17 protein-coding genes are annotated in these 21,294 nt (G+C 57.1%); 11 read left to right on the top strand and 6 right to left on the bottom strand.

Annotation, left to right across the window (positions count from 1 at the left end; genetic code table 11):
* The first annotated feature begins 26 nt into the window (after positions 1-26).
* The gene (locus ACVWYU_RS04000; RefSeq protein WP_457371972.1) at positions 27-1,478 is read left to right on the top strand and encodes an aldehyde dehydrogenase; all 1,452 of its coding nucleotides are present in this window, start codon (positions 27-29) and stop codon (positions 1,476-1,478) included.
* An 81-nt stretch (positions 1,479-1,559) separates the two neighbouring features.
* Here ACVWYU_RS04000 and ACVWYU_RS03995 read toward each other — a convergent pair whose 3' ends face one another.
* From ACVWYU_RS03995 to ACVWYU_RS03985, 3 genes are all read right to left on the bottom strand, one after another.
* A complete protein-coding gene (locus ACVWYU_RS03995) occupies positions 1,560-2,834 on the bottom strand; it encodes an MFS transporter (RefSeq protein WP_457371971.1) in 1,275 nt (424 codons plus the stop codon).
* A gap of 63 nt (positions 2,835-2,897) precedes the next feature.
* Positions 2,898-4,052 (bottom strand): acyl-CoA dehydrogenase family protein, encoded by a 1,155-nt coding sequence (locus ACVWYU_RS03990; protein WP_457371970.1) that lies wholly within the window; start codon positions 4,050-4,052, stop codon positions 2,898-2,900.
* A 58-nt stretch (positions 4,053-4,110) separates the two neighbouring features.
* Entirely contained in the window at positions 4,111-4,977 is an 867-nt protein-coding gene (locus tag ACVWYU_RS03985) for an IclR family transcriptional regulator (RefSeq protein ID WP_457371969.1), read from the bottom strand.
* Positions 4,978-5,214: 237 nt separating this feature from the next.
* Here ACVWYU_RS03985 and ACVWYU_RS03980 point away from each other — a divergent pair, with 237 nt between their 5' ends.
* The 5 genes from ACVWYU_RS03980 to ACVWYU_RS03960 are packed head-to-tail and all read left to right on the top strand — an operon-like array spanning position 5,215 to position 10,537.
* On the top strand, positions 5,215-6,000 hold the full coding sequence (locus ACVWYU_RS03980; RefSeq protein WP_457371968.1) for an enoyl-CoA hydratase: 786 nt from the start codon (positions 5,215-5,217) through the stop codon (positions 5,998-6,000).
* A 3-nt stretch (positions 6,001-6,003) separates the two neighbouring features.
* Entirely contained in the window at positions 6,004-7,542 is a 1,539-nt protein-coding gene (locus ACVWYU_RS03975) for a 3-hydroxyacyl-CoA dehydrogenase (RefSeq protein ID WP_457371967.1), read from the top strand.
* A gap of 1 nt (position 7,543) precedes the next feature.
* Positions 7,544-8,782 (top strand): CaiB/BaiF CoA transferase family protein, encoded by a 1,239-nt coding sequence (locus ACVWYU_RS03970; protein ID WP_457371966.1) that lies wholly within the window; start codon positions 7,544-7,546, stop codon positions 8,780-8,782.
* 60 nt (positions 8,783-8,842) lie between these two features.
* The gene (locus ACVWYU_RS03965) at positions 8,843-9,607 is read left to right on the top strand and encodes an electron transfer flavoprotein subunit beta/FixA family protein (RefSeq protein ID WP_457371965.1); all 765 of its coding nucleotides are present in this window, start codon (positions 8,843-8,845) and stop codon (positions 9,605-9,607) included.
* Entirely contained in the window at positions 9,608-10,537 is a 930-nt protein-coding gene (locus tag ACVWYU_RS03960; RefSeq protein WP_457371964.1) for an electron transfer flavoprotein subunit alpha/FixB family protein, read from the top strand.
* 48 nt (positions 10,538-10,585) lie between these two features.
* Here the strand turns inward: ACVWYU_RS03960 and ACVWYU_RS03955 are convergent, their stop codons facing one another.
* On the bottom strand, positions 10,586-12,454 hold the full coding sequence (locus ACVWYU_RS03955; protein ID WP_457371963.1) for a sigma-54-dependent Fis family transcriptional regulator: 1,869 nt from the start codon (positions 12,452-12,454) through the stop codon (positions 10,586-10,588).
* A 314-nt stretch (positions 12,455-12,768) separates the two neighbouring features.
* Here ACVWYU_RS03955 and ACVWYU_RS03950 point away from each other — a divergent pair, with 314 nt between their 5' ends.
* The 5 genes from ACVWYU_RS03950 to ACVWYU_RS03930 all read left to right on the top strand — a co-directional run bounded on the left by ACVWYU_RS03950 (position 12,769) and on the right by ACVWYU_RS03930 (position 19,309).
* Positions 12,769-13,569 carry an SDR family NAD(P)-dependent oxidoreductase gene (locus ACVWYU_RS03950; protein ID WP_457372262.1) on the top strand — a complete coding sequence of 267 codons (801 nt, stop codon included), beginning with the start codon at positions 12,769-12,771 and terminating at the stop codon, positions 13,567-13,569.
* 160 nt (positions 13,570-13,729) lie between these two features.
* A complete protein-coding gene (locus ACVWYU_RS03945) occupies positions 13,730-15,400 on the top strand; it encodes a flavin-containing monooxygenase (protein ID WP_457371962.1) in 1,671 nt (556 codons plus the stop codon).
* A gap of 113 nt (positions 15,401-15,513) precedes the next feature.
* Positions 15,514-16,962 carry an NADP-dependent succinate-semialdehyde dehydrogenase gene (gene gabD, locus ACVWYU_RS03940; protein ID WP_457371961.1) on the top strand — a complete coding sequence of 483 codons (1,449 nt, stop codon included), beginning with the start codon at positions 15,514-15,516 and terminating at the stop codon, positions 16,960-16,962.
* A 111-nt stretch (positions 16,963-17,073) separates the two neighbouring features.
* Positions 17,074-18,405, top strand: a complete 1,332-nt coding sequence (locus tag ACVWYU_RS03935; RefSeq protein WP_457371960.1) for a carbohydrate porin — start codon at positions 17,074-17,076, stop codon at positions 18,403-18,405.
* 121 nt (positions 18,406-18,526) lie between these two features.
* Positions 18,527-19,309 carry a (S)-acetoin forming diacetyl reductase gene (locus tag ACVWYU_RS03930; RefSeq protein ID WP_457371959.1) on the top strand — a complete coding sequence of 261 codons (783 nt, stop codon included), beginning with the start codon at positions 18,527-18,529 and terminating at the stop codon, positions 19,307-19,309.
* A gap of 142 nt (positions 19,310-19,451) precedes the next feature.
* Here ACVWYU_RS03930 and ACVWYU_RS03925 read toward each other — a convergent pair whose 3' ends face one another.
* The gene (locus tag ACVWYU_RS03925; RefSeq protein ID WP_457371958.1) at positions 19,452-20,435 is read right to left on the bottom strand and encodes an LLM class flavin-dependent oxidoreductase; all 984 of its coding nucleotides are present in this window, start codon (positions 20,433-20,435) and stop codon (positions 19,452-19,454) included.
* Positions 20,436-20,479: 44 nt separating this feature from the next.
* Positions 20,480-21,286 carry a sugar phosphate isomerase/epimerase family protein gene (locus ACVWYU_RS03920; RefSeq protein WP_457371957.1) on the bottom strand — a complete coding sequence of 269 codons (807 nt, stop codon included), beginning with the start codon at positions 21,284-21,286 and terminating at the stop codon, positions 20,480-20,482.
* Between the last annotated feature and the right edge of the window lie 8 nt (positions 21,287-21,294).

Raw genomic sequence — 21,294 nt, 5'->3', positions numbered from 1 at the left:
TTTTTCGATCTGCCAAGGAACCAGCAATGACCGTTCAAATCGTAATAGACAATCAAAAGCTCGACGCCTCCAATGGCAAGACTTTCCAGCGCATCGATCCGCTCAGTGCCGCGACCGTGAGTGTAGGTGCAGCCTGCAGCGTCGAGGACGCCATCCGTGCTGCCGAGTCTTCCCAGCGCGCTTTTCAAACATGGTCAAAAACCGGGCCAACCGAACGCCGCCGCATACTGCTAGCGGCAGCCGATGCCCTGGAATCGAAAATGGCGCAGTTCTGCTCGGTCATGGCCGAGGAGATTGGCGCTTCGCAACTCTGGGCACAATTCAACGTGGGAGCATCGGCCAACCTGCTGCGTGAAGCTGCAGCCCTGACCACACAAATCAAAGGCGAAACCATACCTACCGACAAGCCCGGCGCACTGTCGATGACGTTGCGCCAACCGGTGGGCGCCATACTGAGTATCGTGCCTTGGAACGGGCCGGTCATTCTTGGCGCACGGGCTATTGCCTACCCACTGGCGTGTGGCAATACGGTGATCTTCAAGGGTTCTGAAAGCAGCCCACGTACGCATGCGTTGCTGGCCGAAGCCTTTTACGATGCCGGTTTGCCGGCGGGGGTATTGAACTTTCTGATCAGCGCGCCAGAAGACGCGTCTGCGGTGACTGAAGCACTGGTCGCTCATGACGTTGTGCGTCGAGTGAATTTCACCGGTTCGACCAAGGTTGGCCGCATGATCGCCCAGACGTGCGCCAGTCATCTCAAGCGCTGCCTCCTGGAACTGGGTGGTAAAGCACCTTTTGTTGTTCTGGACGATGCGGATATCGACGGAGCAGTCAACGCGGCCGTTTTCGGAGCCTTCCTTTATCAGGGTCAAATCTGCATGTCGACCGAGCGTTTCGTGGTCGATGAAGCGGTTGCCGAGCAATTCGTTTCTCGTTTTGCAGAACGCGTAAAGTCGCTGGAAACGGGCGTTCCATCGACGTCGCCAAGTTGCGTGATAGGCCCGATGATCGGCCAAGGCTCGGTACAACGGATCAATCATTTACTCGACGACGCCATCGGCAAGGGCGCTGTCATCGTGGCTGGCGGCCTGGCCGAAAATGCTTTGATGGGCCCGACGCTGGTCGATCGGGTTACCCGTGAGATGTCGATTTACGACGAAGAGACCTTTGGTCCCGTTACAACGATCGTACGGGTGAAGGGTGCCGAGCAAGCGCTCGAGGTCGCCAACGACACCGCCTACGGACTTTCCTCTTCAATCTTCAGTCGCGATGTGACACGGGCATTGGAGTTAGCGGGCCGACTGGATGCTGGCTGTGTACACATCAATGGCGCCACCGTGCAAAACGAACCGCAGGCCCCTTACGGCGGAATGAAGAAAAGCGGCTACGGACGCTTCGACGGCAGTGCAGTCATTGAAGAGTTTACCGAGGTCAAGTGGGTCACGGTTGAACCTTCCAACCAGCCGTACCCTTTCTAAGTTTGAAACCGGCGCGTAATGCGCCGGTTTTTTTATCCCTCCGATGCCAAGCATCGGCAATCCTGCTGGGATTACAAAGCGTTACTGCTTTTGCGGGTCAAACTGCTTGTCCCTGATAAACAGCGCCGGAATCACGCCACAGATGAAGTAGGCCGCGCCCATGACCAGGAAACCCACGCCGATTGAACCGTGGGAGGCGAGGAACCCAATTGCAGCCGGCGCAATCGCTGCGCCCAGGCGCCCGATATTGTACGCACCGCCGACGGCGGACCCTCGAAACTTGGCCTCGAAGCTTTCGGTCATGTACGTGGCATTCACTCCGTAAGGAATGCCGTACAAAAAGCCGAACACCACCAGCATCCACAAGATGTTTTCCGGGCTTTGGAAGAGCACGATCACCGGCAGGAATACCGCAGTCCCCAGGGCACCAAAAGCAAATACAGTACGACGTCCGATACGATCAGCGGCCAGGCCAGCTAGAACTTTGCCGAGGATCATGGCGGTGTAGGTGCCGACCATATAACCCGTCATGGATTTGAGATTCAAGCCCAGTTCGCTCTCTAGGTACGTCGGCATCCAGTTGTTCACACCGTAGTAGCCGAACTGCAAAAAGCCGGCCGTCAGAGCCCAGAAAATAAACATCCTGCTAGCTTTTGGATCACTGAAAATCAGCTTGTACATGCTTTCGCGCTTTTTGGAGAGCAGGCTTTGGGTACCGGTGAGTTTGTTCCTGGCGCGCTCCGTCTGAGCGTTGATCCAGGCCTGTGGCTCAGGCACGAAATGCTGCATCACCACAGCCAGTATCACCGGGATAATCGCGATGTAGAAGAGCCAGCGCCAACCGTGGCTCGGCAGTATCCAGCCCGCCAGCAGCGTCGCAACGATATACCCCACCGACCACCCTGCCTGTAGCGTGCCGAGTACAGTTGTGCGGTAGCGGGTGGGCACGTATTCCGACATCAGCGTATTGCAAGCCACATACAGTGCCCCGATCCCCAGGGAGGCCACGAAACGGGTGATCGCGAATTGCCAATAACTATGCGTTAGGCCCAGTACCGCCGTGCCTACGGAAAACAGCGTGATACTCCAGACCACCGTTTTCACCCGACCGAAACGATCGCAGGCCCAGCCACCGTAGATGCCACCAATGGCCATCCCGGCCAAGGTGAAACTTCCCAGACTGCCGGCCTCAACGTTGCTCAGGCCGAACTCGGCCTTCAGGCTGCTGAGGCTGTAGGAAAGCAGCATCAGATCGGCACCGTCGATCAGCAATCCAAGAAAACAGAAGATGAATACCAGCACCCAGGTACTGGTTTTGGCGTGCGAAGTCACGCTCGCCTGAGCTGCAGCGTCCATGGTGATACCTTTTTGTATTTATTGGAGGAGGGCACTTGAACCGGAAATTGAAAGCCCGTGACCTCAGCTTTGAGCGTCGCGAATCATGTTGCGCGCGATAACGATTTGCTGGATCTGGGTCGTGCCTTCGTAAATGCGGAATAGACGAACATCCCGATAGAAGCGCTCGATGGCGTATTCGCTCACATAGCCGGCGCCACCATGAATCTGCACGCAGCGGTCGGCGACACGACCGCACATTTCAGTGGAGAACATCTTGGCGCAGGAGGCTTCAGTGCTGACGTTACGTCCATCGTCACGCTTGCGTGCAGCGTCCAGCACCATGCAACGACTCGCATAGATTTCAGCCTTGCTGTCAGCGAGCATGGCCTGGATCAGTTGAAACTCGGCGATCGGTTTGCCGAACTGTTTGCGCTCCATTGCGTAGCGCAAGGCATCGTCGAGCATTCGCTCAGCAGCACCAATACTCAGGGCTGCAATATGCAGGCGCCCCTTGTCGAGCACTTTCATGGCGGTCTTGAAGCCTACGCCTTCGACACCTCCAATGAGTTGGCTGGCGGGGACACGTGCATTTTCGAATATGACGTCGCAGGTGTGTGCCCCCTTGTGACCCATTTTGTGGTCAGGCTTGCCTAGGGAAACACCGGGTGTGCCGCGCTCGACAATAAACGCGCTAATGCCGGCGGCGCCTTTGATCTCAGGATTGGTTCGAGCCATCACCGTATAGATTCCGGCGTGCGGGGCATTGGTGATAAAGCGCTTGGTGCCATTGAGAATGTAGCTGTCGCCTTCACGCACCGCGGTGGTTTTCAGTGAAGCGGCGTCCGAGCCCGCATCTGGCTCAGTCAGGCAGAAGGAGCTGAGCAACTCGCCGCTGGCCAGTTTTGGCAGGTAGTGATGCTTCTGCTCGTTAGTGCCATCCAGGAGGATACCGATTGAGCCGATACCGTTATTGGTTCCGATGTAGGAGCGAAACGCCGGTGAAGTGCGACCCAGTTCGAAGGCAATATTGACCTCTTCCTCCATCGTGACACCCAAGCCACCAAACTCTTCCGGAAGCGTCAGGCCAAACAGGCCCATTTCCCGCATCTGCTCGACGATGTCCTGGGGGATTGCGTCGGTGTCAGCTACCTCATTTTCCCGGGGAATCAGCACTTCGCTGACGAACTGACGAAGGGAATCCAACAGAATCTGCAGGGTTTCGGTATCACGGATCATGTGCGCTCCTGAGGCTCGCAAGCGAGCCGTTTTGTTAGAGCGCCGTTACTCCGTTGCGTCAGCGAGCAGCGGCGCCAATGTTATTGACCATGTTGATCAGGCGAGGCCCGATATCGTCCATGAGCTGTTCACGGGGAAGCTGAAAGCTCGGTCCACCGCAGTTGAAGGTCAGTAACCCGTACTGCGGGTGTAGCAATGGCACTGCAACGGAGTTGACGTCACGGTGCCACTCACCGATCGACAGGCAGAAGCCGTAGTCGGCGAAATCCCTGAACGCTTTGTCCAGCCCCTTACGAATGGCTGGCCACTGCTCCGATTCGCGCTGGCGAATGTGATCGAGCAGAAATTCCCGCTCGGTTTCCGGCATTGCAGCAAGGCAGGCGCGACCCACCGAACTCTGTGCCAGGGGCAAATAACTGCCGATCTGACGACGCATGGTCATGTTGCCCTGGCCCTGGACTACATCCAGGTACACCATCTGCAGTCGATCGCGGGCGGCCATGGCGACGGCGGCCTGAGCGTGATTGGCCAACTCTTCCATCAAGGGATGAGCCACCGTGCGGATCGCCAGATTCGACAACATGGCGTAACCGAAACCCAATACACCCACGTCCAACTGATACTTGCCTGAATGCACTTCACGTTTGAGGCAGCCCAACCGCATCAACGTATTGGTCAGACGCGTTACGGTCGGTTTGGGCAGTCCGGTCATTCGCGCCAGGTCCTGATTGCCGAGTACGTTTTCGCGCGGGGTGAAACACCTCATCAATTCAAGCCCGCGAGCTAACGCCGTTACGAACTGGCCACCGCTTTCGTCTTCGCTCAGCGCGCTGGCGGGATCGAGCATGCCCATCTTCAACAAGCCGATTTCATCTGTTCCTTTCGACTGGCCCACGGCCTGGTGATCTGCCTTGTTGCGACCCATGGTAGAACCTCGCTTTCAAGAAATGCAAGAAAATAAAATATAGTTTCGCTAGACGAAATTATATTTGCTGCCTTTAAAAAAACCAATCTATTTATTTTTCAGGCTTAAACACCTGTAAACAAAGGACTAAAGCAGATTTATTGGTTTTCCTGTTTACAGCGATTTAGAAGCGTATCTATGATTGATCGTAATTACGGTACTCAGTTTCGTATAGCGAAATACAAATAAGAGGTAGCTATGGACTCCCGACTCAACGCTGTAGTGGATTTGCACATTCGCGATAATGCCGTCGCTGTCGTACAGATCCAGCGGCCCGAGGCCAGGAACGCGCTCAACAGCGCAGTGCGCGAACAGCTGGCAGCAATCTTTCGCTCTTTGACCAGCAATGAGCAGGTGCGCGCGATCGTCCTCACCGGTGGTGAACAGTGCTTTGTCGCCGGGGCCGACATCCGCGAGTTCGCCGAGGCCAGCCCTATCGAGATGTATCGCCGCCACACGGAGTACTTGTGGGAGGCCATCGCTCGTTGCCCTAAACCTGTGATCGCAGCGGTGAATGGTTTCGCCCTGGGAGGCGGCTGCGAATTGGCGATGCACTGCGACATCATCGTTGCCGGACAATCGGCGCGTTTCGGTCAACCGGAGGTCAAGCTTGGCCTCATGCCGGGAGCGGGTGGCACCCAGCGCCTGATTCGTGCCGTCGGCAAATTCCAGGCGATGCGTATCGCACTGACGGGCTGTCTGGTCCCAGCCCCCGAAGCGCTTGCCATAGGCATGGTCAGCGAAGTGGTGAGTGACGAACGCACAGTACCGCGAGCACTTGAACTGGCTGCTGAAATAGCCGCCTTGCCGCCGCTGGCTGTCGCACAGATCAAGGAGGTGATGTTGCTGGGTGCTGACTTGCCCCTCGACAGCGCGCTTGCGTTGGAGCGCAAGGCGTTTCAGTTGCTGTTCGATTCCAGGGATCAGAAAGAGGGTGCCAGTGCCTTCCTTGAAAAACGTAAAGCCACCTTCTCGGGAGAGTGATTCATGACACGCGAGATCAACCATATGGCGATTGTCGGGGCTGGCATCATGGGCACCGGCATTGCCCAGATTGCAGCCCAGGCTGGTATTGAGGTCCTGCTGTTTGATAACCGCGAAGGCGCTGCCCAGTCGGCTCGCGATAACCTGGAACAGACCCTGAAAAAACTGGTGGGCAAGGGCAAGGTCCTCGCCGCGGATGCACAGGCCGCACTCGACCGCCTGCGTGTAGCGACCGATATGACCGAGCTAAAGGATGTCGACCTGGTCGTCGAAGCGATTATCGAGCGCCTTGATGCCAAGCAAGCCTTGCTCGCACAACTTGAAGCAGTCGTCGGTGACGATTGCATTCTTGCAACCAATACCTCATCGCTGTCTGTGACCAGCATCGCACGGGAATGTCGGCGCCCTGAGCGTGTCGCCGGGTTTCATTTCTTTAACCCGGTGCCACTTATGAAAGTCGTTGAGGTCATCGACGGGCTGGCCAGTGATCCGCAAGTAGGTGATCGCCTGCAGGCGTTGGCATCGCGCATGGGGCATCGTGGAATTCGGGCCAAGGACACACCTGGTTTCATCATCAACCACGCGGGACGAGCCTACAGCACCGAGGCGTTGCAAATCCTCAAGGAGGGCGTGACTGAGCCCGCCGAAATCGACCGAATCCTGCGTGAAGGACTGGGTTTTCGCATGGGACCGTTGGAGTTGTTCGACCTTACGGCCCTGGATGTCTCGCATCCGGTGATCGAGTCTATCTACAACCAGTTTTACCAGGAGCCTCGATATCGCCCGGCAGCGCTGACGCGTCAGATGCTTGAGGCTGGTTATGTCGGTCGCAAGGTTGGGCGTGGTTTTTACCGATACGCCAACGGCCAAATGGTTGATGCCCCCCCGGCGCAGTCAGTGCCAGTCGTGGAGACTCTACCACCCGTGTGGTTGGGTACCGAGAACGAGGTCGATCGTGCCAATCTGACTGCTTTGCTCGAGAAGTTAGGCGCGGAGGTAGAGCAGGGCGCCACACCGTCCAGCAAAGCTCTCTGCTTGCTGGCGCCCTACGGTTTGGATGCGACCGGTGCCGTGGAACACTTTGACACTGACCCGACCCGCACGGTGTGCATCGACCCGTTGCTAGACAGCGCTCGCTACCGCACGTTGATGTTGAACCCGGCAACCCAAGTCGACATGCGCAATGCCGCGCATGCATTGCTCGCTCGCGATGGCGTCGGCGTGAGCGTGATCAACGACAGTGTCGGCTTCGTCGCCCAACGCGTGCTGGCAATGATCGTCAACCTGGCTGGCGATATCGTCCAACAGCGCATCGCCAATGTCGAAGACCTCGATGAAGGTGTTCGACGGGGGCTGGGCTATCCGCAGGGACCGTTGGCCTGGGGTGACAGTGTCGGCAGCAAACGCTTGCTGACCATCCTGGAGCGCATGACCAATTTGACCGGGGATCCGCGTTACCGACCGGGCCCTTGGCTGCGCCGACGCGCGACCCTCGGCCTGTCGCTGTGCCATGGCGAATGCCCACAAATAAAGGTGGTATGAAATGGGTGCTTTGACGGGATACCGCGTGCTCGACTTGAGCCGTGTGCTGGCAGGTCCCTGGTGTGGCCAGACCCTGGCCGACCTGGGAGCCGAAGTCATCAAGGTTGAACGACCGGGTGTGGGTGACGACACTCGTGGCTGGGGGCCACCATGGATGAAGGGCCAGAACGATGAGGCTACAAACGAAGCCTCCTATTACCAATCGACCAACCGTGGCAAGTTGTCGGTGGCGCTGAACCTGGCGAGCGCCGAAGGTCAGGAACTGGTGCGTGCGCTGGCTAATTCCTGCGATGTGCTGATCGAAAACTATAAAGCCGGCTCGTTGGCCAAATACGGACTGGATTATGCCTCTTTGTCCCGGCTCAATCCGCGGCTGGTGTATTGCTCGGTGACCGGCTTCGGGCAGACCGGGCCACGGGCGGCGGAGCCTGGTTATGACTTCATCATCCAGGGAATCGGTGGGCTGATGAGCATCACCGGGGAGCGTGATGACCTACCCGGTGGCGGGCCACAGAAAGTTGGCGTGGCGTTTTCTGACCTGATGACAGGGCTCTACTCTACAGTTGCTATACAGGCCGCATTGCTCAGTCGCGAGAAGACTGGCATGGGGCAGCACGTCGATATGGCGCTGCTTGACGTTCAAGTCGCCACGCTGTGCAACCAGAGCCAGAACTTCCTGGCTTCCGGTAAATCTCCAGGTCGCTACGGCAACGCCCACGCCAACATAGTGCCGTATCAGGTGTTTCGCGCCAGTGACCAGGATTTCGTGATCGCCTGCGGCAACGACTCCCAGTTCGGTGCACTGTGCGAGGCTATCGGTTTGGCGGACCTTCCTCTAGACCCTCGCTTTGCGCGCAATGCGGACAGAGTGACGAATCGGGAGGCAATCATCGAGATTCTTGCGCAACACTTTCTCGCTGCCACCGCCGATGAGTGGGTGCGGCGTATTCACCCGCAAGGCGTGCCAATTGGTGTGATCAATAGCATTGCCCAGGCACTGGATGAGCCGCAGGTGAAGGCGCGCAATATGCTGGTGAACATCCCCCATCCGCTAAAGGCCGATTTCGTTACCGTGGGCAGCCCCATCAAGCTATCGGGCACGCCGGTGGAGTATCTGCGCCCGGCACCGATGTTAGGTGAACATACCGATGAAGTCCTCAAGCGTCAGTTGGGACTGGACGATGAGCGCCTTGCCGAATTGAAGTCACGCGGCGTCATCGAGCAACTGGGCGAACGCTGATATACATGACCTCGCACGCCACCTGAGCTGCCGGGGCAATTTTTACCATTGGAGTCTGTCATGAAAGTCCTCGTAGCCATCAAGCGCGTGGTCGACTACAACGTGAAAATCCGCGTCAAGGCGGACAATAGCGGCGTCGACCTCGCCAACGTCAAGATGTCGATGAACCCGTTCTGCGAAATCGCAGTGGAAGAAGCCGTACGCCTGAAAGAACTCTCTATAGAAGAAGGGCGCGTTGCGACTGAAATCGTCGTCGTCTCCGTCGGCCCGTCCACCGCTCAAGAGCAACTGCGCACCGCGCTGGCTCTGGGTGCCGATCGCGCCATCCTCGTCGAATCCGCCGAAGATCTGACTTCCCTGGCCGTTGCCAAACTGTTGAAAGCGGTTGTCGACAAGGAACAGCCTCAACTGGTGATCCTTGGCAAACAAGCCATCGACAGCGACAACAACCAGACTGGCCAAATGCTTGCTGCGTTGAGCGGTTACGGTCAGGGCACCTTCGCTTCCAAAGTTGAAATCAGCGGCGACAGCGTAGCTGTCACCCGCGAAATCGACGGCGGCGCGCAGACCGTTTCCCTGAAACTGCCGGCCATCGTCACCACCGACCTGCGTTTGAACGAGCCGCGCTACGCGTCCCTGCCAAACATCATGAAAGCCAAGAAGAAGCCTCTCGAAGTGCTGACTCCGGACGCTTTGGGCGTTTCCACCGCCTCCACCAACAAGACCGTGAAAGTCGAAGCGCCTGCTGCACGCAGCGCGGGTATCAAGGTCAAGTCGGTGGCTGAACTGGTCGAGAAACTGAAAAACGAAGCGAAGGTAATCTAAATGACTATCTTGGTTATTGCTGAACACGACAACAAAGTGCTGGCTCCGGCCACGCTGAACACCGTTGCTGCCGCTGCCAAAATCGGCGGCGACATCCACGTGCTGGTTGCAGGCCAGGGCGCTGGCGCCGTGGCTGAAGCCGCTGCGAAAGTCGCAGGCGTAGCTAAAGTGCTGGTAGCCGATAACGCTGCCTACGCTCACCAGCTGCCGGAAAACGTTGCTCCTCTGGTTGCCGAGTTGGGCAAGGGCTACAGCCACATCCTGGCTGCCGCCACTTCCAACGGCAAAAACATCCTGCCGCGCGTCGCCGCTGCACTGGACGTTGACCAGATCTCCGAGATCATCTCGGTCGAAAGCGCTGACACCTTCAAGCGTCCGATCTATGCCGGTAACGCCATCGCTACCGTCCAGTCGAACGCTTCCGTGAAAGTGATCACCGTGCGTGCCACCGGTTTCGACCCGGTTGCCGCTGAAGGTGGTTCGGCTTCGGTTGAATCCGTTGGCGCTGCCCACGACGCGGGCATCTCCAGCTTCGTTGGCGAAGAATTGGCCAAGTCCGATCGTCCGGAACTGACCGCTGCCAAAATCGTCGTTTCCGGCGGTCGCGGCATGCAGAACGGTGACAACTTCAAACACCTGTACGCCCTGGCCGACAAGCTGGGCGCTGCCGTCGGTGCTTCGCGCGCCGCAGTCGACGCAGGTTTCGTACCGAACGACATGCAGGTCGGTCAGACCGGCAAGATCGTTGCGCCACAGCTGTACATCGCCGTCGGTATCTCCGGCGCGATCCAGCACCTGGCCGGCATGAAAGACTCCAAAGTGATCGTGGCGATCAACAAGGACGAAGAAGCGCCGATCTTCCAGGTGGCCGATTACGGCCTGGTAGCAGACTTGTTTGAGGCAGTGCCGCAGTTGCAGCAATTGATCTGAACTTGAAACGATGGGGCCAGGCGCTACGTTCGTAGCGCCTGTGCATGCTCAGTTATAGGAGCCTTTGCCCGGCATTTTGATGCCGTGCTGGTTCACTTTGCGATAGAGAGTTGCACGAGAAATTCCCAATTCTTGTGCGGCCAGCAGAGGTTTCCAACGATTGCGAACAAGGGTATCAATCAATGCCTGACGTTCGGGGCTGCCCGATACCGCTTCCTGCCCCATTACCGGCGTGCTTGTGCCTAGGGTGGCAGGCAAGTCCTGCGCGCGGATGATGTGGCTGGTACAGACTGCACACGCGTAGCGCAGTACGTGATGCAACTGACGCATATTACCTGGCCAGTTGTAGTTCAAGAGCATTTCCAGTGCCGCCTCGCTCAGTTCGAGCTTGTCTCCAGAGCGCTGACACTCCTCATCCAGCAGCCTGTTGATCAGCGCGAGCTTGTCTTTGCGCTCACGCAGTGGCGGTATGTCGAAGCGCGCTCCGCTCAAACGAAAATACAGGTCTTCGCGAAAGCCGCCGGCTTCCACTAGCGTGGAAATATCACGGTGACTGGCGCAAATGACCTGGATGTCGATGGACTGTGGCCGGGCGCCACCTAACGGCGCCACCTCACCCTCGCTCAGGACTCTGAGCAAGCGAGTTTGCAACATCAGCGGCATATCGCCGATTTCATCCAGGAACAGCGTGCCACCATCGGCTTGTTGCAACAGGCCGCGCATGCCTTTGCTGGATGCACCGGTGAACGCACCGGCGACATATCCGAACAACTCGCTCTCAATGAGATTCTCGGGTATCGCCGCACAGTTCACCGCAACGAAGGGTTTGTCGCGGCGCTTGCTGGCTCTATGCAGTTGCAGGGCGAAGTATTCCTTGCCAGCTCCAGTCTCTCCATGGACCAGAACGGGCAACCCGCGGTCCTTGACACGCACGGCCAGCTCCAGTGCCTGAGCGACCTTGGGGTCAATTGATGAAACGACATTGTTCTCAACGACCACACTGGTCGGTCTACGTGGAGCTTTGAGTCGAACGTGCAGCCCAATTGAAGGCAGGTAGTGAACACTGTCGTCGCTGGCGGCAGGCAATCGTGCCGAGCCGAATACTTCATAAATACTGACGGGAATTCTGCCGTGGCGCTGTAACAAGAGGCGTCGGGCGGCGGGGTTGAGCGCCTGAATCACGCCATCGCGGTCCCAGGCGAACAGGCATTGTGGCTGGCTGTCGATGTAGCCGGGCAGGGGATGTGCGCGTAAAACCCAAAGATCCTGAGTGCTGTACATGAAGTAGGCGTTCTCGATGTCAGTGGCGCTCTGGATGACCATCTGCCTGATCAAGTGCTGACTGCGCCGGTCATCTGGAGAGCGGATCGAAGAGGCATCCAGAACAGCCAGGATCTCGCCGTTTGGTGAAAATACCGGCGCGGCGGAGCAGGTGATTCCGATAAAAGCGGCGCGGAAGTGGTCGTGTTTATGCACGGTGACCGGCTGTTTGTCGATAAGGACCGCACAGACGCCCGTTGTTCCTTCTACGCTTTCGGACCAACAGGTCCCCACATCCATGCCCGCGCGGCGGTATTCGCTGCGTATGGTCGATTCAATGCGGTAGTCAACCGTGCAACCCAGCGTGTCGGTGAGCATCACACAGTAATCGGCGTCACGTACCCGGTTGTGCAGGCGAGATATCTCATCGCCTGCCAGGTGCAGGAAGTCGTCGACGCGCTCACGGTGCTCATGGAGCTGGTGAGCCTCAAGAATTCTGGGCCCCTGCAATGAACCAGGGTCGAGTTTGTGGTGCTGCACCGAGCGACGCCACGAATCGAGGATGATGTTGGGCACCGGCAGGGTCGGAGCACTTTCGGCAGTGCGTAACACTCGACTCACGTGGTCGACGTGAGTCTTTGCGTAGCCAGAGGACATGGTACCTCCGAAGGGTCAGATCTTATTTTTTGTGGGTTTCATTAAAGGCTTGTTGGGCAGCCCCTACAAGCTGATTCGATCTGCAGCTCCTGCGTGAGACATAACATCTCAGTATTCGCAGTCTTAAGGGCGGGGCAAGAGCCATTATGTCTTTCCTCAGCAGCCAGCCTCGCCACATTTTTTATATTCGAAACCGCTCTATTCAGGGGCTTTCAGGCATTTGTTCGGTACTTGGCATCCGACTTGCTCTTACTGTCTCAGCGGGCCGCGTGAGACGGCCGCATCTCAACAACAATAATGAACAGAGGCATCAAATGAGCGTATCCAAAGCTATCGACTTCTCCCTCACAGGCAAAGTTGCCCTGGTGACAGGCGCCGGGCGTGGTATTGGTCAGGGCATAGCGCTGAGCCTGGCCCAGGCTGGCGCTGATCTGGTACTCGCTGATTACGACATCGGCATCGCTGAAGAGGCCGCCGCCAAGGTTCGCGCCCTAGGTCGTCAAGCTGTCGCCCTGCAAGTTGATGTAAGTAAGCCCGAGAGCGTCGCCAGCATGATCGAACAAGTCAGGAGCGCGTTTGATCGCCTCGATGTGGCGGTCAACAACGCGGGCGTGGTCAGCCTCGGCAAGGTCGAAGAATTGCCGGTTAGCGAATGGGACCGGATCATGAACATCAACGCGCGCGGTGTGTTCCTGTGCTGCCAGGCGGAACTCAAATTGATGCGCGAACATAAGTTCGGGCGAATCATCAATCTCGCCTCGATCGCCGGCAAAGTCGGATTCCCGGACCTGTCCCATTACAGCGCTTCCAAATTTGCAGTGATCGGCTTTACCAATGCCTTTGCCAAAGAGGTTGCCCGCGAAGGCATCACCGTCAATGCACTTTGCCCTGGAGTGGTCGGCACTGGCATGTGGCGTGGTGATGAAGGGCTTTCTGCACGCTGGGCTCAGCCTGGCGAGACGGAAGTGCAGTCCTGGGAGCGCCACCAGTCCAGCCTCCTGCCCCAAGGCGAGGCCCAAACGGTTGAAGACATGGGCCAATTGGCGGTTTATCTGGCCTGTGCGCCCCATGTCACCGGACAGGCGATCGCCGTAGATGGCGGCTTCTCGCTCTAGTTGAACGGGCGGGAAGGTACTAACCCGCTCAACCCAATATTTCTTGATCACTTCCCTGGCCGTTCAGTCAAGGGAAGCGGATACGGCTTGCTTGCAGCTTTCAAAAACGCGCTGCCGTTAGTTGAAGTCTGCGGCGAATAGATCGAAACAGGAGAACATAATGACAACTACAGTTCTGGCCAAACGTTCTGTTGGCACCGATATCATTGACTACGACGCCATCGTAATTGGCGCGGGCTTTGGCGGCATTTACATGCTCAAGAAGTTGCGCGATGAACTCGGCTTGAAAGTTCGCGCCTTCGATAAGGCGGGCGGCGTCGGTGGCACCTGGTACTGGAACCGCTATCCGGGTGCATTGTCCGACAGTGAATCCTTCGTCTATTGCTTCTCCTGGGATCGCGAGCTGTGCCAGGAGTGGGATATCACCACACGCTATCTGACCCAGCCGCAAATCCTGTCCTACCTGAACCACGCAGTTGATCGACATGACCTGCGTCGCGATATCCAACTGGAAACTGCGATCACCTCTGCCGTGTTCGACGAGCAAAGCAGCCGCTGGCTCCTCAGCACCGATGACGGACATCAGTACAGCGCCAAGTATCTGGTCACGGCGTTGGGTCTGCTTTCAGCAACTAATGTTCCGAAGATCAAGGGCCTCGATCAATTCAAGGGCCAGATGTACCACACCGCCAACTGGCCTGCTGATGCTGTGCTGGAAGGTAAGCGTGTGGGCGTCATCGGCACAGGTTCGACAGGTTGCCAGGTCATCACCGCAATTGCCCCGATAGTCGGCCACTTGAGTGTGTTCCAACGTTCCGCGCAATACACAGTGCCGGTGGGTAACGGGCCACTCAGTCGCGAATACGTGGATGACATCAAACGCAACTACGACACCATCTGGAAAGAAGTGCGGTCCTCGCGGCTGGCATTCGGTTTCCAGGAAAGCGATATTCCAACCATGAGTGTCGACGCCGCCGAGCGAAAAGCCATCTTTCAGCGCGCCTGGGACGGCGGTGGTGGTTTCCGCTACATGTTCCAGACCTTCAATGACATCGCAACCAGCGAGGAAGCGAACATCGCCGCCCAGGACTTCGTGCGGGAAAAAATCGCCGAAATCGTCAAGGACCCGGAAACCGCGCGCAAGTTGATGCCCCGCGACCTCTATGCGAAACGGCCGCTGTGCGACAGCGGCTACTACGCCACCTTCAACCGGGAAAACGTGTCGCTGGTCGATGTAAAGGCCAATCCTATCGAAGAAATCACCGCCAAGGGTATTTGCACCGCGGATGGAGTGGAGCACGAGTTGGATGTACTGGTATTTGCCACTGGCTTCGATGCCGTGGACGGCAACTACAAGCGCATCGATATACGCGGGCGTGACAATGTGTCGATAAACGATCACTGGGCCGACGGACCTTCGAGTTATCTATCGGTCGCCACCGCCAACTTCCCCAATATGTTCATGATCCTTGGCCCGAACGGTCCTTTCACCAACCTGCCACCCACCATTGAAACGGAAGTGGAGTGGGTATCGGAGCTGATTGGCTTCATGGAGGAAAACGAGTTGGCATGCGTGGAACCCGATCCGCAAAGCGAACATGAATGGGGGGTGATTTGCCAGGAAATTGCCGATCAAACGCTGTTCGCCAAGACCGACTCGTGGATCTTCGGTGCCAACATACCCGGCAAGAGCAACAAGGTTTATTTCTACATGGGCGGACTGGGGGCATTCAGCGAACAGCTTGCGTCGGTGAAAAACAATGACTACCGAGGCTTCAAGTTCAGGGCCGTGAGTGTGTCGGACAAGCACGCGCGTATCGCCCTGCATTAATCGACCGGACGCAACTGGCAATCACGGATGCATTCGCCTGCAGCGCAGGGCGCACAGGCGAGTGTTGAACAGGTGCGGCTCCGCCGGAGCTACGCCCCATTGGAGAACATGCAGTGATACTGAATAACCCTCAACTTTTCCGCCAGCAATCTTATATCGATGGTCAATGGATCTCTGGTGACAGCGCCGCCACCATCACAGTCGTTAATCCGTCGTCCAATGTCTCCATTGGCCAGGTTCCACGTATGGGCAAGGCCGAGACCCGTCGGGCTATTGCGGCGGCCGAACGCGCGCTGCCTTCCTGGCGTGACCTGTCGGCGAAGGATCGCGCCACTGTGCTGCGGCGCTGGTACAACCTGATCATTGAGAACCGGCACGATCTGGCTCAGATCATGACCCTGGAGCAGGGTAAGCCACTGCCCGAAGCACTGGGCGAAATCACCTTCGGCGCGTCCTATATCGAGTGGTATGCGGAGGAGGCCAAGCGTGTATACGGGGATATTATTCCGGGTGCCTCGGACAAGCGCCTGCTGGTCATCAAACAGCCCGTGGGTGTTTGCGCAGCCATCACCCCATGGAACTTCCCCAGCGCCATGATCACCCGCAAAGCCGGCCCTGCATTAGCGGCCGGTTGCACCATGGTCATCAAGCCAGCCTCGCAAACGCCATATTCAGCATTGGCGTTGGTCTACCTGGCCGAGCAGGCGGGGATCCCAAAAGGGGTCCTGTCGGTGGTGACCGGCGCGGCAGCAGAGATTGCAGAAGAGCTGACCAGCAACCCGACTGTGCGCAAAATTTCCTTTACCGGCTCCACTGAAATCGGCCGTCAGATCATGGAAAAGTGCGCTCACGACATCAAGAAAGTCTCTCTGGAGTTAGGCGGTAATGCGCCCTTCATTGTCTTTGAAGATGCCGATATTGATGCTGCCGTAGAGGGAGCGTTGGCCTCCAAATTTCGCAATGCCGGGCAAACCTGTGTTTGTGCTAACCGCCTGTATGTCCACGATAAGGTATACGACACCTTCGTCGACAAACTTGCTTCAGCGGTGGGCGCACTGAAGATCGGCGACGGCTTTTCTGACGGCGTTACCCTTGGTCCGCTAATTGATGGCAAGGCTGTCTCCAAAGTCCGCGAGCATATCGAAGATGCTCTGGCCAAGGGTGCCAAAGTCATCAAAGGAGGGACCGCCCATGCCCTAGGCGGCAACTTCTTCGAGCCGACCATCCTCGTGGATGTGCCCGATAGCGCGCGGGTAGCTAAAGAAGAAACCTTCGGTCCGCTCGCGCCAGTCTTCCGCTTCTACGATGACGCCGAAGTCATCGACAAAGCCAACGACACCGAGTTCGGCCTGGCGGCGTATTTCTATACCGCGAACCTGGGCAGGGCGTTCCGCATCGGTGAAGCCCTGGAGTACGGTATTGTCGGCGTAAACACCGGAATCATCAGTTCCGAAGCCGCGCCCTTCGGCGGCATCAAGGCGTCCGGTGTCGGCCGGGAGGGATCGAAGTACGGACTCGAGGACTATCTCGAAATCAAGTACCTGTGCCTGGCCGGCATCTAACCCGCCACTGTCCTTTTTTCAAAGAACCACTTTTTTCATGACCGCAACGGCATTGCCCTGCGGTCTGGCTAACGCTGTGTCGTAAAAACATAAAAACAAGGATCAATCGACATGAACACCTATTGGCAACTGCCGTTGGGGCTTGGGCTACTGGCATGCATCACTGTACCTGCGTCAGCAGCAGACTCCTCGTCCCGATGGGGATTGGGAGATTGGGGCGGTGAACGCAGTGAGTTACTGGAAAAGGGTGTAGACGTCATCGTCGGCTATACCGGTGAGGCAGCCACCAATCTGCACGGTGGCTACAACCATGATCAAACGGCACGCTATACGGCTCAATGGGCGCTCGGTACGCACCTGGACCTGCAAAAACTCCTTGGTTGGAATGAGGCGGAGTTCCAACTGTTGGTGACCGAGCGTAACGGCAACAATCTCTCTAACGATCGGGTTGCAGACCCACGTACAGGTCAACTCAGTTCCGTGCAGGAAGTCTGGGGACGGGGTCAGACTTGGCGCTTGACCCAGTTGTGGTACAGACAAAAGTTTTTCGACAGTGCCCTGGACTTCAAGCTTGGACGATTGGGTGTCAACGAGGACTTCAACAGTTTTCCTTGTGACTTCCAGAGCCTGTCGTTCTGCAGCGCTCCCGTCGGCAATGTGGCCGGGGATGTGTGGTACAGCGGTCCCGTCAGCCAGTGGGGGCTGCGAGCCAAATACAACATTGATCAACAGTGGGCCGTGCAGATCGGGGTGTACGAGCAAAACCCTTCGAACCTGGAGACCAACAACGGCTTCAAGCTCAGCGGCAGTGGTACCAAGGGCGCACTGGTACCCGTGGAGTTGATCTGGAAACCAATGCTGGGCGGCGAAAAATTGCCGGGTGAATACCGCTTGGGCTACTACCACAGCAGTGCCAGTGCGAATGATGTGTACGACGATATTAATGGCCAGCCGCAAGGGTTGACCGGGCAGGCGCCCAAATCCCGCAGCAGCAAACAGGGTGCGTGGCTCATGGGCCAGCAGCAACTCACCACCCATCACGGCGATGCTTCACGCGGATTGAGCGTTTTCGCCAGTGTGACCGTACACGACAAGGCCACCAGCAGCATCGAGAGTTTCCAGAACATCGGCATGGTCTACAAAGGACCGCTCAATGCCCGGCCGAAGGATGACATCGGTCTGGGTGTCGCTCGGCTACTGGTTAACGATGCCGTGAGCAAACGCCAGAGCCAGATCAATCAAAGCTCCGGCATCGATGACTACGACAACCCGCAATACGTCCCCGTTCAACACAGCGAATACGACATTGAACTCAACTATGGCGTACACGTTACCGACTGGCTGACCGTGCGCCCGAACATGCAGTACGTCCGTCATCCCGGCGGTGTTTACGAAGTGGATAACGCTTTGGTCGCAGGCGTGAAGATCCAGGCCAGCTTCTAAGCGTTTGACCTGCCTGCTGAAGCAGATTTTTTATAAGCAATCGAAGATTGAAGCGTTGGTGTTGGAGCAATAAGTATTCGCTGTCTAACTTCCCCGGTAACGTTTGAGAAGGAAAATTGAAATGAGTAAATCCCAAGGAAAAGTTGCTTTTGTAACAGGTGCAGGTCAAGGGATCGGTGAGGCCATTGCTTTGCGATTGGCGTCAGATGGTTTCGCGGTGGCCTGTGCTGACATGAATATCGAAACCGCAAGCCACGTGGCTGAAAGAATCAATAAAGAGGGTGGCAGAGCCCTGGCGATAAAAGTTGATGTGGCCGATCGCGAGGATGTGTTCAACGCCGTGAAGGACGCGGTAGATGGTTTGGGTGATCTGCACGTGGTCATCAATAACGCGGGCATTGCACCGATTGCCCCGATTGAGTCGATCACGCCAGAGATCTATCGGAGAACGTTCGATATCAATGTGGGGGGCGTTTTATGGGGTATACAGGCGGCTGTCGATGCGTTCAAAACGCTGGGGCATGGAGGCAAGATCATCAGTGCTTCCTCGCAGGCAGGTCACGTCGGGAATCCGGACCTGGCGGTTTATGGCGGGACCAAGTTTGCCGTACGTGGCATTACCCAGACGGCGGCCAGAGAGTTGGCCCACCTTGGCATTACAGTGAATGCATATTGCCCTGGAATTGTTAATACGCCCATGATGCGCAAGGTTGCTCAAGATGTGGCGGACAATGCCAACCAAAGCTTTGAATGGGGAATGGAGCAATTTGCCCAGCACATTACGTTAAAGAGACTTTCGCAGCCAGAGGATGTTGCCGCTTGTGTTTCATTCCTGTCTGGCCCGGATTCTGACTATATGACGGGGCAGGCGGTGATTATTGATGGTGGGATGGTTTTTAATTAAGTATTGACTGGCGGCCATGCACCGCTGAAGAAAAGGTCGTTGCGAACAGGCGTCGTCAGTCACTCAAGCGGATTGACGACGCCTTGTCTTGGTCATGACATTTCCAAGGCATTCTCCAGTGGCGTTTCAGCTAATGGACGCCTCAGTCAAGCAAATCGACAATGGATTCGGCGGCCAGTTGGTAGGAGCGGCAGCGTGCGTCGGTGTCATAGATTCTTGCGTCGATAATGACCTCGTCAGCCTCGGTGGTCGCGATGAATTGGCGCAACCAACTTCCAACATCATCCTTGTCGCCTACTGCCGTGCAAGCCATGGCTTGAGCCAGATTGTGGCGATCTGCGTCGGTGAGTCTTTCCATGAAACCTTCTTGCGGACGCGGCAGGGCACCTGCTTTTCCCGCGTACAAATTGCTTACCCAATGACGGTGCGAGCTCGCCAGGTAATCGGCTTCGGCGCGTGATGGGGCCGCGAAGACATTTGCGCCAGCGATGACATAGGGGCGGTCCAGCAATGCCGACGGCCTGAACGAGGCGCGATAGTGCGTGATGGCTTGCATCAGGAATCGAGGCGCGAAATGTGAAGCGAATGCATAGGGAAGCCCCATTTTCGCAGCGAGATCCGCACTATTGAGGCTCGAGCCAAGCAGCCAAAGGGGAACGTCATGGGTTTCGGGGATTGCACGAACCAATTGATTTCCATTGTCCGCCAGATAGTCCGTCAATTGCTGGATGTCCTGCTTGAAGTCGCGTTCGGAGGCGTCCCCGCGCATGGCGCGGATAGCCAGCCCTGCTGATCCGGGAGCTCTGCCAATGCCCAAATCGATACGGCCTGGAAACAAGGTGTCCAAAGTGCCGAACTGCTCTGCCACGATCAGAGGGGAGTGGTTGGGTAGCATGATTCCTCCGGAACCAACTCGCAGGCTGCTGGTTGCCGCAGCGAGATGCTGGATGAGCAACGTGGTGGCCGAAGAGGCAATCCCCGGCAGGTCGTGGTGCTCGGCGATCCAGTAGCGTTTGTAGCCGTGGACTTCCACGTGGCGCGCCAGGGAGGTGGCGTCATGAATCGTGTGGGCAAAGGTTTTGCCTTCGCCGATCATCATGAGGTCAAGCACAGAAAGGGCAGTCATTGCATGTTCCGTTTTTAAGGTGAGGTTTGTAACGCGGTAATCCGCTACTTCAGTGGGAAATCCGACCAGGATGGATGACGGTCCAGGCGTTGATGGATTTCCCGTAGCGTTGCCAGGCAGCGCTGGAGCTTGAGGTAAATGTCCCCCCCGTAATCCCAGCCGAGTACACCAATGCTGCCGGTATAACCGACGCGATTCAGTGCGGCGATCAAGGCGAAGTTGTCCATCTCTCCGCGGTCGACCGGCTCCATGGTCGCCACGCCGCCCCAGCCCAGCTGTGAAAGTGCACTACCAGAGGTCACCACTTGCATCAGCCAGGGTTTCATCGCGCCAAGGCGCTGTTCCAGTTCGCCTTCCTGGCTGGCGTACCAGTGATATCCATTGAACGAGGCTCCCAGGCGTGGGTGAGCAAATAGCTCGCAAATCTGCACAACGTGCGTAGTGGTCTGGGTGACATGATGAAGATGCGGATACAACGCGATGCGTAATCCGCGTCGTTCGGCAATGGGCAGCAGCGACTCGATAAACCGCAGAATGGCTTGGGTGCCATTGACTGAAGTCTGAATCGCCAGCTCGATCAGCTCGACACCCTCGACGGTTTCAACGATGCGCCGTATCAGCGCATCGTTGCGCCCCTCGTGTAGCACCAGGTAAAGGCCCTCAATGTGCAGGCCATGCTTTTCCCGGACGCCGGGCAATAGGCTGAGGTCAGTCAGTGGTGTGCCACCCCAGGCGGCGACAGTGATACCGTCGTAGCCAATCTCGGCCAACATTTCGCACTGTGTCTGAAAGGCGTATACACCCATGGACGAGTAGAAGAAGGAATCGAGTGCATGGATGCGCTGAGCCATGATTTATC

The sequence above is a fragment of the Pseudomonas sp. TE12234 genome (assembly GCF_054061835.1).
The sequence above is the reverse complement of the archived record's forward strand: the minus strand, read 5'-3'. Positions and strand labels throughout refer to the sequence as shown.